The 14,490-nt window shown below is 68.2% G+C and carries 13 protein-coding genes and 1 pseudogene; all 14 read left to right on the forward strand.

Annotation, left to right across the window (positions count from 1 at the left end; genetic code table 11):
• The first annotated feature begins 1 nt into the window (after position 1).
• The 14 genes and pseudogenes from flgJ (at position 2) to U743_RS04055 (ending at position 14,483) form a co-directional block, all read left to right on the forward strand.
• Positions 2 to 904, forward strand: a complete 903-nt coding sequence (flgJ, locus tag U743_RS03990; RefSeq protein WP_052367501.1) for a flagellar assembly peptidoglycan hydrolase FlgJ — start codon at positions 2 to 4, stop codon at positions 902 to 904.
• Positions 901 to 2,754, forward strand: a complete 1,854-nt coding sequence (flgK, locus tag U743_RS17915) for a flagellar hook-associated protein FlgK (RefSeq protein WP_052367502.1) — start codon at positions 901 to 903, stop codon at positions 2,752 to 2,754. The genes flgJ and flgK overlap by 4 nt, the downstream gene beginning before the upstream one ends.
• Before the next feature lie 3 nt (positions 2,755 to 2,757).
• Positions 2,758 to 3,660: a flagellar hook-associated protein FlgL gene (gene flgL / locus U743_RS04000; protein WP_043765683.1), complete on the forward strand. Its 903-nt coding sequence runs from the start codon at positions 2,758 to 2,760 to the stop codon at positions 3,658 to 3,660.
• 93 nt (positions 3,661 to 3,753) lie between these two features.
• Positions 3,754 to 6,249 (forward strand): EAL domain-containing protein, encoded by a 2,496-nt coding sequence (locus tag U743_RS04005; protein WP_043765685.1) that lies wholly within the window; start codon positions 3,754 to 3,756, stop codon positions 6,247 to 6,249.
• Positions 6,250 to 6,426: 177 nt separating this feature from the next.
• Positions 6,427 to 7,578: a flagellin gene (locus U743_RS04010; protein ID WP_043765687.1), complete on the forward strand. Its 1,152-nt coding sequence runs from the start codon at positions 6,427 to 6,429 to the stop codon at positions 7,576 to 7,578.
• A gap of 104 nt (positions 7,579 to 7,682) precedes the next feature.
• Positions 7,683 to 7,997, forward strand: a complete 315-nt coding sequence (locus tag U743_RS04015; protein ID WP_043765690.1) for a flagellar protein FlaG — start codon at positions 7,683 to 7,685, stop codon at positions 7,995 to 7,997.
• A 33-nt stretch (positions 7,998 to 8,030) separates the two neighbouring features.
• On the forward strand, positions 8,031 to 9,389 hold the full coding sequence (fliD, locus tag U743_RS04020; RefSeq protein ID WP_043765692.1) for a flagellar filament capping protein FliD: 1,359 nt from the start codon (positions 8,031 to 8,033) through the stop codon (positions 9,387 to 9,389).
• 54 nt (positions 9,390 to 9,443) lie between these two features.
• Complete coding sequence (fliS, locus tag U743_RS04025) at positions 9,444 to 9,848, forward strand: flagellar export chaperone FliS (protein WP_043765693.1); 405 nt, start codon at positions 9,444 to 9,446, stop codon at positions 9,846 to 9,848.
• The gene (locus U743_RS04030) at positions 9,845 to 10,114 is read left to right on the forward strand and encodes a hypothetical protein (protein ID WP_043765695.1); all 270 of its coding nucleotides are present in this window, start codon (positions 9,845 to 9,847) and stop codon (positions 10,112 to 10,114) included. The genes fliS and U743_RS04030 overlap by 4 nt, the downstream gene beginning before the upstream one ends.
• Positions 10,107 to 10,622 (forward strand): PilZ domain-containing protein, encoded by a 516-nt coding sequence (locus U743_RS04035; RefSeq protein ID WP_043765697.1) that lies wholly within the window; start codon positions 10,107 to 10,109, stop codon positions 10,620 to 10,622. The genes U743_RS04030 and U743_RS04035 overlap by 8 nt, the downstream gene beginning before the upstream one ends.
• A gap of 83 nt (positions 10,623 to 10,705) precedes the next feature.
• The gene (locus tag U743_RS04040) at positions 10,706 to 11,335 is read left to right on the forward strand and encodes a response regulator transcription factor (protein ID WP_043765699.1); all 630 of its coding nucleotides are present in this window, start codon (positions 10,706 to 10,708) and stop codon (positions 11,333 to 11,335) included.
• Positions 11,336 to 11,509: 174 nt separating this feature from the next.
• Positions 11,510 to 12,889 (forward strand): RNA polymerase factor sigma-54, encoded by a 1,380-nt coding sequence (rpoN, locus tag U743_RS19465; RefSeq protein WP_084191348.1) that lies wholly within the window; start codon positions 11,510 to 11,512, stop codon positions 12,887 to 12,889.
• A gap of 214 nt (positions 12,890 to 13,103) precedes the next feature.
• Positions 13,104 to 14,105, forward strand: a pseudogene (locus U743_RS04050) (sigma-54 interaction domain-containing protein); the annotation flags it as partial.
• A 60-nt stretch (positions 14,106 to 14,165) separates the two neighbouring features.
• A complete protein-coding gene (locus tag U743_RS04055) occupies positions 14,166 to 14,483 on the forward strand; it encodes a flagellar hook-basal body complex protein FliE (RefSeq protein WP_043765704.1) in 318 nt (105 codons plus the stop codon).
• Positions 14,484 to 14,490: the final 7 nt, after the last annotated feature.

Raw genomic sequence — 14,490 nt, forward strand, 5'->3', positions numbered from 1 at the left:
CATGAATCCGGCCGCAGCCAATGCCATGCCGGCCAACGGCGCCAATCTAGACGCATTGCGCCGTCAGGCCGTCGCCGACCCGGATGCCGCATTGCCTGAAGTTGCGCGTCAGTTCGAGGCGCTGCTCACGACGCAGATGCTGTCGGCCATGCGCTCGGTGAGCCTCGGCCCGGACGACGCCGGCAAGCACGCCGAAACCTGGCGCGCGATGATGGATGGCGAACTGGCGCAGGCGCTGTCGCGCAGCGGCAAGGGCCTGGGGCTGGCCGAGCAGCTGGTCGCGCAGCTGAAGCGCGGTGGTATTCAAGACGCCGCGGCGACAGCCGATAAGGTGGGCATGAAGCTGCCCGAGCATCGCATCGAAGCCCGGCGCGCCGCCCCAGTGGCAGCGGCGCCGGCAAGCGGCGCCGGCGGTGCCGGCAATCCGCGCAACTTCGTCGAGCGCATCCGTCCGCACGCCGAGGCCGCAGCTGCCGCGCTGGGAGTGCCCCTGCGCGCGGTCGTTGCCCACGCCGCGCTGGAGTCGGGCTGGGGCGCGTACGCGCCCGGGGACAACTTCTTCGGCATCAAGGCCGACAGCCGTTGGCAGGGGCCGAGTGCCACGCGCGCCACGCTTGAATTCGAGGATGGCGCGCTGCAGCCCCGGCGCGAAGCCTTCCGTGATTACGATGGCCCGGCGCGCGCCTTCAGCGACTATGTCGACTTCCTGCGCTCCAACCCGCGCTACACCGGCGCGCTCGCCAATAGCGACGGCGAGGCTTTCCTGAATGGGCTGGCCGAAGCCGGCTACGCTACCGACCCCGGCTATGCCGACAAGCTGTCGCGCGTCTACCGCTCGTCGCTTCTGGATGCCGCACTTGATGCCTCGCCGGCACCGCCGGAGCCGAGGGAGCAGAGACTATGAGCGACATGCTGCGTATCGGCACCTCGGCGCTGCTGGCCTACCAGCGCTCGCTGAGCACGACTTCGCACAACGTTGCCAATGCGGGGGTCGAGGGCTACTCGCGCCAGCGGGTGGGCCTGTCGGCACAGGTTGCCGGCTCGCCTTTCGGCTCGGGTGTCACCGTTACCGGTGTCGAGCGCATGACCGACGTCTACGCCAACAGCCGCCTAGTCGACGACAGCAGTGGCCTGGCCGCGAGCGGACGGCTGGCCGATATCGCCGCGCGCGTCGATCGGCTGATGTCCGACGCCGACACCGGCATGTCGGGCGCCATCAGCGAGTTTTTCGCTGCCGCACAGGATGTGGCGGCCGAGCCGAACAGCCTGGCCGCGCGCGAAGTGCTCTTGGGCAGCGCCGAGAGCCTCACCAGCCGTGCCGGCGCGCTGTCCTCGGCGCTGAATCGCCTCGACGGCGAGATCGACCAGCGCGCCGCCAGTGTGGTCGAAGAAGCCAATGACCTGATCGCGCAGATGGCGCGCGTCAACCGCGACATCGCCGCCGGCGCAGGCAGCGTCAACGATCTGCGTGACGAGCGCGATCGGCTGACTCGACAGCTGTCGGAGCGCATCGGCATCCGCACGACGTTGCAGGACGGCGACCAGCTCAATGTCTATACCCGCGACGGGCATGCGCTGCTGCTCGGTGCGCAGCCCGGTCGCCTACAGATGCAGTCCGACCCGTCCGACCCTTCGCGCCAGCGGCTGACTGTGGGTGGCGGCAACGGCAGCATACCGATTGCAGCCCCCAGTGGCGGCGAGCTGGGCGGGCTCTTCTCTGCGCGTGGCCAGATTATCGACCCGGCGCGCGATCGGCTCGGCGCGCTGGTCGGCGACCTCGCCACCGCAGTCAATGCCGCGCAGGCCGCCGGCACCGATCTCGACGGTGCCGCCGGTGCGCCGCTGTTCCGGCTGGGAGCGCTTGGCGCCGTGCCGAATGCCGCCAATACGGGCGGTGCCACGCTGGCCGCGAGCATCGCGGGCGATGCCCCGCTGCCCGAAGGCGGCTTCACGCTGCGCTACAGCGGCGGCGCCTGGCAGATCAGCAGCGGCGGGCAGGGGCAGTCTCTTTCGGGCAGTGGCAGTGCGGCCGACCCACTGCGTATTGGCGGCGTGGCTGTCACCGTCTCCGGAACGCCCGCCGAGGGCGACCGCTTCCGGTTGCGCCCGGGTGCCGACGCGCTCGCCGGGCTGCAGACCAGCAGTATCGGCGCGCGCCAGATCGCGGCCGCCGGTGCGCTGGCGCCGACGCAGGATGCGGCCAATGCCGGCACGCTGGAGCTGCGCGCGCTGGAAACCACCGACGCCAGCAACCCCGGCGCGCGTGCGCCGGCCGAGATCGTATTCGATGATCCGAACAGCTATCGCATCGATGGCGGCGCCTTGCAGACCCTCGGCGGTGACGGCCGCATTGACGGGCCGGGCTGGTCCCTGCAGCTCGCCGGACGCGCGGAGGCCGGCGATCGCATCCAGCTGACGCCCACCGGCGCGAACAGCGGCGACAACGCCGGCGCCAGCCGCTTGGCGGCGCTGGCCAGCATGCCGCTGACGGCTTCCGGCTCTACGCCTGCCGGCGGTTACGCCGACCTGGTGGCCAGCGGCGGCGTCGTCAGCCGTCAGGCTGAGGCCTCGCGCGACGGTTTCGAGCGTTTGATGGCGGCCGATGAGGCCGCGGCGAGCGCCGTCTCCGGCGTCAATCTCGACGAGGAGGCCGCGAATCTGCTGCGTCTGCAGCAGGCCTACCAGGCCGCATCCAAGGTCATCGCGGTGGCCGACGATCTCTTTCAGTCCCTGCTCGCGGCCGTTCGGAGATAAGGCATGCGCATCGCTTCCGAGACCATTTTTCGCCAGGCCGTTGCGGCCATGCAGCAGGCACAGACCGATCTGGCGCGCGGCCAGGAGCAGCTTTCCAGCGGCGAGCGCATCCAGCGCGCCGGCGAGGATCCCAGTGCCTTTTCCAGCGCGGCGCGCATGGCTGCACGCGAGGCGCAGCTGGAGAGCTTCGCGCGCTCCGGTGAGCGCGCCACCCAGCGACTGTCGCTGGCCGAGACGCGCATCGCCGAGACGCGCGACGTGCTCGACCGCGTCCGCGAGATCGCCGTGCAGGGCAACAGCCCGGCGCTTTCGGCCACCGATCGTCAGGCGCTGGACACCGAGCTCGCACAGATCCGCGAGCAGCTGATGCAGTCCATGAATGCCACTGACGGCGCCGGGCGGGCGCTTTTCGCCGGCACGGCTGAGGGTGAGGCCTTCACGGTAGCCGGCGACGGCAGCCTGCGCTACGCTGGCGACTCCGGCGCGCGCCGCATCGCGATCAGCGAGAACGCCAGCGTCATCGACGGCGAGCCCGGCAGCCGCGTCTTCGGTAGCGATGGCAGCAACGTCGTGGATGCTGTCGACGGTCTGCGTGCCGCCCTGGCCGAGCCGGACGCGACCCTGCGTGCGACCGGAATCGCCGATTCCCTTGACGCGCTGGACCTGCGCCTGGATGCGTTGTCGCTGGCACGCGGGCGCATTGGCGCGCGCCTGTCTGCCGTCGAGCAGGCGGCCGATGTCGGCGTCGCCGAGCGCGACCAGCTCACCGCTGCGCGCTCGAAGCTGATGGATACCGACATCGCCAAGGCCGTAACGGAGGTCGCTCAGGCCGGGAATCGCCTGACGGCAGCCCAGCAGAGCTATCTCCAGGTCCAGCGCGGTTCGCTCTTCGATCTCATCCGCTAGTCGGAGCGCCGCTACCGTCTTGCGGGTCGGGCGTGCCCGGATATGGTTGCGACTGCATTGTCGGTTGGTCGTCCGCTGCCTAAAGAATCGGCCATGACTGCATCTACTCCGCGACACGAAGCTGAAGCTTCATCCGAAGCCTCCTCGGAATTCGGCGATCTTGATCACCGCTATCGAGCGGTATTCAACTCCACCTACCAGTTCATGGCCGTAGTACACCGCGATGGCTGGGTGCTGGACGTCAACGATGCCGCGCTGGCCTTCGCCGGCGTGGCGCGCGAGTCGGTAATCGGCAAGCGCGTCTGGGACACGCCCTGGTTCGCCTACAGCGCGGCTGCTGCGCAGCGCGTGCGCGAGGCCTTGCAGCGTGCGCGGCAGGGTGAGCTGGTGCGCTACGAGGAAACCATTGCCGGTTGCGCGAGCGCGCGCGCCGAGATCGACTTCTCCATCAAGCCGGTCGTGGGTGACGCGGGCGCGGGCAGCCTGCTCATCGCGGAAGGTCGCGACCTCACCGAGCGCCAGGTGGCGCGCGGTGCGCTTCTGGAATCGGAGGAACGACTGCGCTTGAGCTTCGATCTGGCGCCCACCGGTAAGGCCCTGGTCGACCTCGATGGCAGCTTTCTGAAGGTGAACCATGCGCTCTGCAGCCTGCTCGGTTACGACCAGGAAGAGCTGCTGCGCATGGGCTGGCGAGAGATCAGCCATCCTGACGACCTCGAAGTTGGCCGCCAGCTGGCCGAGGACACGGTGGCCGGCAAGCGGCGCGGCTACCGCTTGTTCAAGCGCTATCGGCATCGCGCCAGCCACTGGGTGCATGTGCAGCTGGATGTGAACATCGCGCGCGACACCGAGGGCGCGCCGCTCTATTTCATCGCCCAGATCCAGGATGTATCGGCGCGCCGTCGCGCCGAGGAGGCGCTCTTCGAGGCCAAGGAACTGGCGCAGGTAACCCTCGCCGCGATCGGCGACGGTGTTGTGCGTACCGATGCGAGCGGTGTCATCAGCTACGTCAACGACGCCGCCTGCGCGCTGCTCGGCCGGCCGCGCAACTCCCTGGTCGGTCAGCGCTTCGGCGCATGCGTGACGCTGCATGCACAGGAGGGCGACGACCCGCTTCCCGATCCGGTGGACCATCTGTTGCGTTTGGGTGTCGAAGTCGATGCCGATCCTTTTCCGCGCCTCGCCGCCACCGGTGGCGCCCTCATTCCGGTGCGCTACACGCTGAAGCCGATGATGGGGCGCGACGGTGGCGTGCTGGGCTGCGTCTTCGTTGTCCAGGATGTCTCCGACGCCAGCCAACTCAGCGCGCGCTGGGCGCATCAGGCCCGGCATGATCCGCTGACTGGGCTGCTCAATCGCCGCGCCTTCGAGGACTCTCTCGATGAATGCAGTGACAGCGTCGCCGATAGCGGTGATCTGTCGTCGCGCCAGCACGCCCTGATCTACTTCGACTTCGATCACTTCAAGATCGTCAACGACACCTGCGGCCATAGCGCGGGCGATCGTATGCTGGTGGACCTCTCGCGTCTGCTGCGTCGCCGCCTGCGCTCCGGCGATCAGCTGGCACGGCTGGGTGGCGATGAATTCGCGGCGCTGCTTCTCGATTGCACGCTGGAGGATGCGAAGATCATTGCCGGCAAGCTGCTGGAGAGTGCCCGGGCCTTTCGTTTCGAGTTCGGTGAGCGCCGCTTTGGAGTGACCCTGAGCGTGGGTGTGACCGCGGTCGGCGCCAGTGTCGACGAGACGCTGGCGCGTGCCGATACCGCCTGCTATGTCGCCAAGCACGACGGTGGCAACCGTGTGCACGTTTCTCACGAGCGCGACGCCGGTGTTCGCCGCATGCGGCGCGAGATGGATTGGGCCAACCAGCTGCAGGCGGCGCTGTCCGGGGAGGCCGACCGGCTCGTGCTGCAGCAGCAGGCCATCGTCTCGCTTGCCGACGGCAAGGTGCACGGCCACGAGATCCTGCTGCGCTTCCGGCGGGAGGACGGTGAACTCGTGATACCGGAGCACTTCCTGCCGGCGGCGCGGCGCCTGGGCTTGATGCCGCAGATCGACCGCTTCGTGCTCGCCAGCGTGGTGGATGCCGTAGCTGCCGGACACGCTCCCGAAGGACCACTCTGGATCAATCTCTCCGCCGCCTCGATCACCGATCCCTGTTTCGAGGCGGAGGCGATGATGCTGCTCGATGCAGCCGGCCTGGGCGCAGAGCGCTTGAACTTCGAGATTGCGGAGGGGGGCGTTGCCGGCAACGCGCTGGCGAATGCGCCGTTGGTGAGCGCGCTGCGACACCGCGGCCACGGTATCTGGCTTGACGATTTCGGCACCGGCTTCGACGCCTTCGAGACCCTGCGTCTGCTGCGTCCCGATGGCATCAAGATCGAGGGCCGCACCGTCATGCATCTTGAGAGCGAGCCGGTCTACCGGCATCTGCTCGATGCGGCCTGCGCGGCTATGCGCGAAATGGACGGCTTGGTGGTCGCCGAGGGCGTTGAGAACGAGGCGGCCAAGGCGGAGCTGCTTCGGCGGGGCGTGACCCTGGCGCAGGGCTATGCGCTGTCGGGTGTGGTACCGCTGGCGGCGGGCTGAGCGGCTTCGGCAACCGCTCGTCGGTCGCGGACGACCGCTGAGGCGAGCGGTGACCGGGCGGGGCTCAACGTGGGGCGCGGGGGGCCGATAGCGGAATCGAAGGCGCCGCTGGCGCCCCACCACTGCCCGGCACGCCGGGCCCGCTATAGGCCCAGAGCCACCACAGGAGTCTTCGCCATGCTTTCGATCAACACCAATGTCATGTCGCTCACCGCGCAGCGCAACGTGTCGGCCTCGCAGTCCTCGCTGGCCACCTCGATGGAGCGTCTGTCCTCGGGTATGCGCATCAACAGCGCCAAGGACGACGCCGCCGGCCTCGCCATTTCCGAGCGCTTCAGCACGCAGATTCGCGGCATGAACCAGGCCGTGCGCAACGCCAATGACGGCATCTCGCTGTCGCAGACCGCCGAAGGCGCGCTCAACGAAGTCACCAACAACCTGCAGCGCATCCGCGAACTGGCCGTGCAGTCCTCGAATGCGACGAACTCGCAGTCCGATCGCGACGCCCTGCAGGCGGAAGTCAGCCAGCTGCTCTCCGAGGTCAACCGCGTCGCCGACAACACCAGCTTCAACGGCGTCAAGCTCCTCGATGGCAGCTTCACCGGTGCGCAGTTCCAGGTCGGTGCCAATGCCGGCGAGACCATCACCATCGCCTCGCTGGCTGACGTCAACACCGGCGACATCGGTTCGGTGTCGGCGAACAACGATGCCGGTCTGACGGTTGCGGCATCCACCCTGACCGGCTTCGGCACCGCCTTGTCGGCCGGTGACCTCACCATCAACGGCGTCGACATCGGCGCGCTCTCCGCTGCCGGCAGCACCGCCGAGCGTGCCGGGCAGTTGGCCAACGCCATCAACGAGGTTTCGCAGCAGACGGGTGTGGGCGCTTCCTACGACGCCGCCACCGGTGATCTGACGCTGAACAGCGAGGCAGGGGTTGTGGTGGCCGGTGCGGCCGATGACGCCACCATCACTGGCTACGCGAATGCCACCATCGGCTCGGCCACGACCAGCACCGGTATCGACACGCTGACGGTTGCCAACTTCGCCGGCGCCCAGACCGCCATCAAGCTGATGGACAGCGCGCTTCAGACGGTCAACGGGGCCCGCGCCGATCTGGGTGCGCTGCAGAGCCGCTTCGAGTCGGTGGTAGCCAACCTGCAGACCAACAGCGAGAACCTGACGGCTTCCCGCTCGCGGATTCAGGACGCCGACTTCGCCTCCGAGACGGCCAGCCTGAGCCGCGGTCAGATCCTGCAGCAGGCCGGTACGGCGATGCTGGCCCAGGCCAATGCCGCGCCGCAGAACGTGCTCAGCCTCCTCCGTTAATGGAAGCGGCGGTGCACAGGTATCCGTAGTCCCGAGACGGGGGTCGAGGCAACTCGGCCCCCGTTTTGTCTCGTGCCGGCATCTCCGGCCAGGAGTAGAGAGCAATGAACGAAATCACATCCATCGAGCGTTTCCCGGCCGAGGCCCCGCGCATGGCGCAGGGCATGCCGCCCGCGCTACCGGCTGCGCCGGCCGCGGCGCAGCCGGTAGCGCAACCCGCTACGCCGGAGGCCGTGCCGCAAAGCGCGTCGCCGGCCGACGTCCGTTTCGAGGTCGATCAGGCTCACGAGCGTGTCGTCATCCGCTTCAGCGACCCCGCCACTGGCGAGGTCGTCCGTCAGATTCCCAGCGAAGTGCTGCTGCGCGTCGCCGATATGATCGCCGAGTCTCGTGGCGGCACGGTGGATGCAAGGGTCTAGGAATCGTCACCAGGAACACTCGGAGTACGCCTCATGGCTACGACATTTGCCGGTATCGGATCGGGTCTCGATCTGGAATCGATGGTTACCCAGCTTGTGCAGGCCGAGCGGCAGGGCCCTATCCAGCGCATCAATCGTGTCGAGGCCCGCGCCAACCAGGAAAACAAGGCCTTCGACGCCGTCAACAGCAGCATGAGCGCGCTGCAGAACGCCGCCAAGGCGTTGGAGGACGCAGTCGCTGGTCGCGCCATGAAGGCGGTGGTGCCGGAAGGCGCGGCCTTTTCGATCACTGCCGGTGCCAGCGCAGCTGAGAGCACCTTCGATGTCGAGGTCGAGGCCATCGCGGGGGCGCAGAAGCTGCGCTCGACGGCGCTGGATGCCGAGACCAGCCTGGGCAACGGCACGCTGACCTTGTCGCTGGGTGGCGAAAGCTTCGATGTCGCGGTCGCTGCGGGAGAGGGAACACCGGCGGAAATTGCCCGCGCGATCAACGACGCCGGCGACAATCCGGGCATCCGTGCCAGCGTCATCAACGGTAGCAACGGCGCCTATCTGGTGCTCGCCGCCGAGGAAACCGGCGCGGCGAACACCATGACCGTCACTGCCAGCGGTGGCGACGGCGGGTTGGCAGCTCTGCAGTACACCGGCGATCCTGTTACCGACGGTCTTGAGCAGATCGCCGCGGCGCGTGATGCAGTGATTCATGTCGACGGCGTGCAGCTGAACAGCGCCACCAACAGCTTCGTCGACGTGCTGGATGGCGTCAGCATCGACGTCAGCAGCGCCGCGCCCGGCGAGACGGTGGCCACCATGGTCACTCGTGACGATGACGCCTTGGCCGGGGCCGTCGCGGCCTTCGTCAAGGCCTACAACGACAGCCGCGAGCTGATGGCCGGGCAGACCCGCTACAACCCTGAATCGGGATCGGCCGGGCCGCTGCAGGGTGACGCCGCAGCGCGCGGCTTGACGTCGGCGCTGCGCGATATGCGCAATGTCACCGGCGCCGAAGGCAGTGAGTTGCAGGCGCTGGTGCAACTCGGTATCAGCAGCGATACCAGCGGCAAGCTCAGCTTCGACCGCAGCGCTTTCGATACGGCGCTGGCCGACGATCCCGAAGGCGTGGCGGCATTGCTAGGCGGGCAGGGGCTGGCCGGGCGCGCCGACAGTCGTCTTAGCGGATATCTGGGCAGTGATGGCCTCATCGCTTCGCGCAAGGAGGCCCTCGACAGCCGTTTGGAGCGGGCTTCCAGCGATCGTGAAGCACTGGATCGCCGGCTCGAGCAGGTCGAGCGCCGTCTGCGCAGCCAGTTCGCCGCACTCGACACGCTGATGGCGCAGATGCAGCAGGACAGCAATTTCCTCGCCCAGCAGCTGGGCAGCACAGGCTTCTAAAGTCGGCGCGCGCGCAGCCGATAGCCTGAACAGGTCCACCAGCGAGAACACATCATGTCCGTCGCCTACGCCCGAGCCATGCAGGATTACGGTCGCTCCGGTCCCCTTGCCGCCGCCAACGAGCAGTCACCGCAGCAGCTGGTTGCCTGCCTGCTGGATGGTGCGCTGACCCGCATCGCCGTCGCGCGCCGCGCGCTGGTCGAAGGTGACGCAGCCGCGCGCGGTCAGGCTTCCACTCGCATCATCGAAATCCTCGGCTATCTCGACGGAATTCTGGACGTGCAGGCTGGTGGTGACATCGCCGAGCGCCTGCGTGGCCTCTACAGCTACTGCGTGCAGCGGGTCTTCACCGGCAACCGCCGTGCGGATGACGACGCCTACGCCGAGGTCGCCGCGCTCATCGGCGAGATCAAGTCGGCCTGGGATGCCTTGCCGATGCAGGCCGGAGCCGCGGCGTGAGCGGTCCGACCGAGCTGGCCGCGCGTCTGGGCGCCGCCCTGCAAGGGGGCGACTTCGCGGGCGCACTGGCGCTGGCGCAGTCCAATGGCGAGCAACTGCGCAGCGCGCACGCCGAGGGGCGTCTGGCGCCGGAAGGCATGCGCGAGTGGCTGGATGTCTATCAGGGCTTGATGGCCCACGTCGCCAGCCTGCGCGAGGACACGCGTACCGAGCTCGCCCGCATGCAGGGCAGCCGGCGCGTAGCGCGCGCCTACGCCGATGCCTGACACCGCTCTGACCGCGCGCGCGCGCATGCCGCTGGCGTTCCAGCCGCGGCAGGACGAGGCGCCGACGCCCTTCGTCTCGCTACTGCGACGGCTGATCGACATCGGCGGACTGGGCGGCGTCCAGGAGAGCGAGGAATCCGACGCCGAAACCGGCGCCACCAGCGAAGCCGCGCGCAGATTGCACACCAAGCTCGATCTGCTGCTCTGGATGGGCGCGGAACTGCTCGCCGTTCATCGGCCCTTACCGCCTAACCGGTCGGTTGAGCTCCACTCGGACCGTCTGCTGTTGGAGACGGACGGCAGCGATAGCGGCGATGAACGGCGGTGGTTGCTGCTCTACTGTCTCGACGGGCTGCCCTTGCCGCTGCCGTTGCCCGTGCGCTGCACTGCTGACGGTGATCGCCTGGATTGCACGCTGGACGCACCCGATGCGGCCACCGCAGAACTCTACAGCCAGCTGCTTTTCCGACTTCACCGACGCGAGATCGCCGCCCGTCGCACAAGCTGAACAGCTGGGCGGATTGGCGTTCCACGCGCCTTCGCTGCGACTATGATCGGCATCGTCTGGGTTCTGTCGGGGGCATCAGCCGCTTGCGCATCGCCATTGTTTTCCCGCATCAGTCGGTGGCCGACTTGGTCGCCGCCGGCCTGCGTGCGCAGAAGGGTGTCTCTCGAGTAGACGTCTTGCCCTCGGGCAGCGGTTTCATGCGCGCGCTGCGCACGACCAGCGCGAAGCTGTTCATGCTCGACGGCATGAGCATCAGTGTTGCGCTGATGGTGGATCGCCTCGACCGCATCCGGCGCGCGCACCCTTCCGCCTCCGTTCTCCTACTCGCTTCCGAGTATCGCGAGACCGTGCGCCTCGGGCTTCAGCACGGCGTGACCGGCGTCGTCAAGGCGGATGCCGATAGCGAGCGCTGCATGGAAGCGCTGCGGCAGTTGGACCAGGGGCACAGCTGGCTGCCCGCGGATCTCGTCGGTGAGCTGGTTGGGGCGCGCGCCAAAGGCAACGATCGCAGTGCGGTCGCTGAGTTGCCGGCACGTCAGCGTCAGGTGCTGGAATTGCTCGCCAATGGCATGACCGTGCGCGAGATCGCCGAGGTGCTCGGTATCGGCGTCAAGACCGTGGAGACCCACCGCGCGCGTCTCATGCAGCAGCTCGGTGCGCGCAGCAGTCACGAGCTTCTCGTCATGGCTTTGCAGGGTCGGGTCGAGGTATAGCACCTTCCCTCGCGGTACGCTGGTTCAGGTATCGGAGAAACCCTTACACGGTTCAGGATATCCCCGGTAGGCGCCTGACGTCCCTTAGCCAATGATGCATTCCGCGACGGGAATTCGTCGCTCGCCCCGCGACGGGGTTTAGACAAGCATCGATAAGAGCCTGAGGGGAACGCCATGCCGATGAATGCCGTCCAGCAGAGCAGCAACCGCACCACGGTGACGCCGCAGCTCGCGCGTCAGATCCGCTTGCTCGGTCTCAGCGCCGAGGATCTCGAGACCGAGGTTGCGCAGTGGCTCGCCAGCAACGTGATGCTGGAGTTCGATGTCGCCGAAGAGGACGCCGAGGATGATTCCCTCGACGCGGATGGCGAAGACAGCGCTAGCGAGCTGGCGCTGGATTCCAACTGGGATGAGAGCTACAGCCCCATGGCCGGCGGCGCCGAGCGCTTTGACGCGCCGGCACCGGTGGCGCAGCCGGAGCCGCAGTCGCCGATGGCGCAGTTGACGCGCGATCTGCCGCTGGAGTGCGGCAGTGCTCAGCAGCTCGCTGCGGCATTCACCGTGCTGGCGGCGATCGACGAGCGCGGATGGCTGGAAAGCGATCTGCACGAGCTGGCTTGCGCCAGCGGCCACCCCACCGGCGAGCTGGTTTCGGCCCTGGCTCTGATCCGCAAGCTGGCGCCGCCCGGCTTCGCTGCGCGCGATCTGGCGGAGTCCTTCCGCCTGCAGCTGGATGCGATGGCAGACAGCCCGGCCGTGCGCGACGCGCGTCGCCTGGTCGACGCCGGTCTCGAACGCCTGGCCGGACGCGAGATCACGACCGTGCAGCGCCGCCTGCGCATGGATGACGCCGCGCTCGCCGAGGCGCTGGCCTGCCTGCGTCGTCTCGATCCGCACCCGGGCCGCGCGACCACCGAGGGCGCTCCGGTCTATCCCGACGTCGTGGTAGCGCCCGTCGATGGTCGCTGGACGGTGACGCTCTCCGAATTTGCGACGCCGCGCCTGCGTGTGAATCCGGTCTATGCGCGCGCGGTGGAAGCCGCCGGCCCCGGTCAGGGCGCCATGCGTGATCAGCTGCAGGAAGCGCGCTGGCTGCTGCGCGGCCTGGAGCAGCGGGCCGACACCCTGCTGCGTGTGGCGCACGCCATCTTCCGTCGCCAGTTCGCTTTTCTGGCCGACGGCGACGAGGCGCTGACGCCGCTGATGCTGCGCGAGATCGCCGGCGAAGTGGGCGTGCACGAGTCCACCGTATCGCGCGTCACGCGCGGCAAGTACGTGGCCACGCCGCGCGGCATCTTCGAGCTCAAGCACTTCTTCGGTGCTGGCTTCGGGGTTGGCTGTGCCGCCTCCAACGGCGCGGCGCGGGCTCTGGTTCGACGCTTCATCAGCAGTGAGCGCCCGGGCGCACCCATGGATGACGCCGCCATCGCGGCCTGTCTGGCCGAGCGCGGCATCCGCGTGGCGCGGCGCACCGTCGCCAAGTACCGAGAGGCCATGGGCATTCCGCCCGCTCGCTTGCGCGGCATCGCTCAGCCACTGGCGCTCAGCGCTTGATCTCGAAGCTTTCCTGATCCGCGGTAATCAGCGCGTGCTTGGGCGCGCGCAAGGAGCCCTCTGCATGGTTTACGACACCGTCATGACGCTGGAAGCGCCAGCTGCCCCCACCGATACGGCAAGCGCGCTGCCTTCCCAGAGCGCTCGCGCTTCCGGTCGCGACGCCGTGCGGTCGGCGGCGGCGTCTGCCGGCAAGGTCGGCGACAGCCTCGTCGGCGACAGCCAGGCCATGCGACGCGTGCGCCAGCTGATCGGGCAGGTGGCCGGCTTCGATACCAATGTGCTGATCACCGGCGAGTCCGGTACCGGCAAGGAGCTGGTCGCCCGTGCCATCCACGACGCCTCCGAGCGCGCCGGACGGCCCTTCGTCGCCATCAACTGCGGCGCCATTCCGGCCGAGTTGCTCGAATCCGAGCTTTTCGGCCACGAGCGCGGCGCCTTCACCGGGGCCATTGCCGCTCGCAAGGGGCGTTTCGAGCTGGCCGACGGTGGCACGCTCTTCCTCGATGAGCTCGGCGACATGCCGTTGCCCATGCAGGTCAAGCTGCTGCGCGTCATCCAGGAGCGCAGCTTCGAGCGTGTCGGCGGCACACAGACGCTGAGCTGCAATGTACGCATCGTCGCCGCCACACACCGCGACCTCGAAACGCGCATCGATGAGGGCAGCTTCCGCGAGGATCTCTACTACCGCGTGGCGGTATTCCCCATCGAGCTTCCGCCCTTGCGCGATCGCAGCGAGGATCTGCCCGCGCTCATCGCCGCACTCTGCGCGCGCACCCAGACGCACGACGGCCAGCCACTGCTGATCGACGACTCCGCCTGCCGTGCCCTGGCGCAGTACGGCTGGCCCGGCAACGTCCGTGAGCTGGCGAATCTGGTTGAGCGGCTGGCTGTGACCTGTCCCACCGGCAGGGCCGGGCTGCAGGATCTGCCGCCGCGCTACCGCGGCGATTTTCGTCTGCCCATTGTCGAGGCGCCGACGTCGACTGCCACGCCGGCCGCCGAGGGCGCTACGACGCTGCCACCGGAAGGTATCGACCTGCGCGATCACCTCGCGCGCATCGAGGTTGCGTTGATCCGCGAGGCGCTGACGCGCACGGACGGTGTCGTCGCCCACGCGGCGCAGATGCTGAACGTGTCGCGAACGACGCTCATCGACAAGCTGCGCAGGCACGGCATGACGCCGGACGGCGCTGCTGCGCCGGTGAACGGCTGATGGCGCGGCACGGCGATTGCCCCATGAACAGCGGGACCCTTCGGTGGGGAATGTCTGGCCATGGATGACATCGGAATCAATCGCGTGCTCGGGGAAATGCGGGCGCTGCAGCAGCGCTCGCAGCTACCGGCCGCACAGCCGGTTGCCGAGCCGGCCAAGGAGAGCGGCTTCGTCGACGCTCTGCGCGACGCGGTGCGCGGGGTCAATGACAAGCAGGTGGACGCCGCGCGCGCTGCCGAGGATTTCCAGCTGGGCCGCGGCAACCTCGTCGAGACCATGCTGAAGTCGCAGGAATCCGGCATTGCCTTCCGGGCTGCGGTCGAGGCGCGCAATCGCGCCGTCTCGGCCTACCAGACCATCATGAACATGCCGTTGTAGGAACCAC

The organism is Algiphilus aromaticivorans DG1253 (assembly GCF_000733765.1).
Classification (GTDB): domain Bacteria; phylum Pseudomonadota; class Gammaproteobacteria; order Nevskiales; family Nevskiaceae; genus Algiphilus; species Algiphilus aromaticivorans.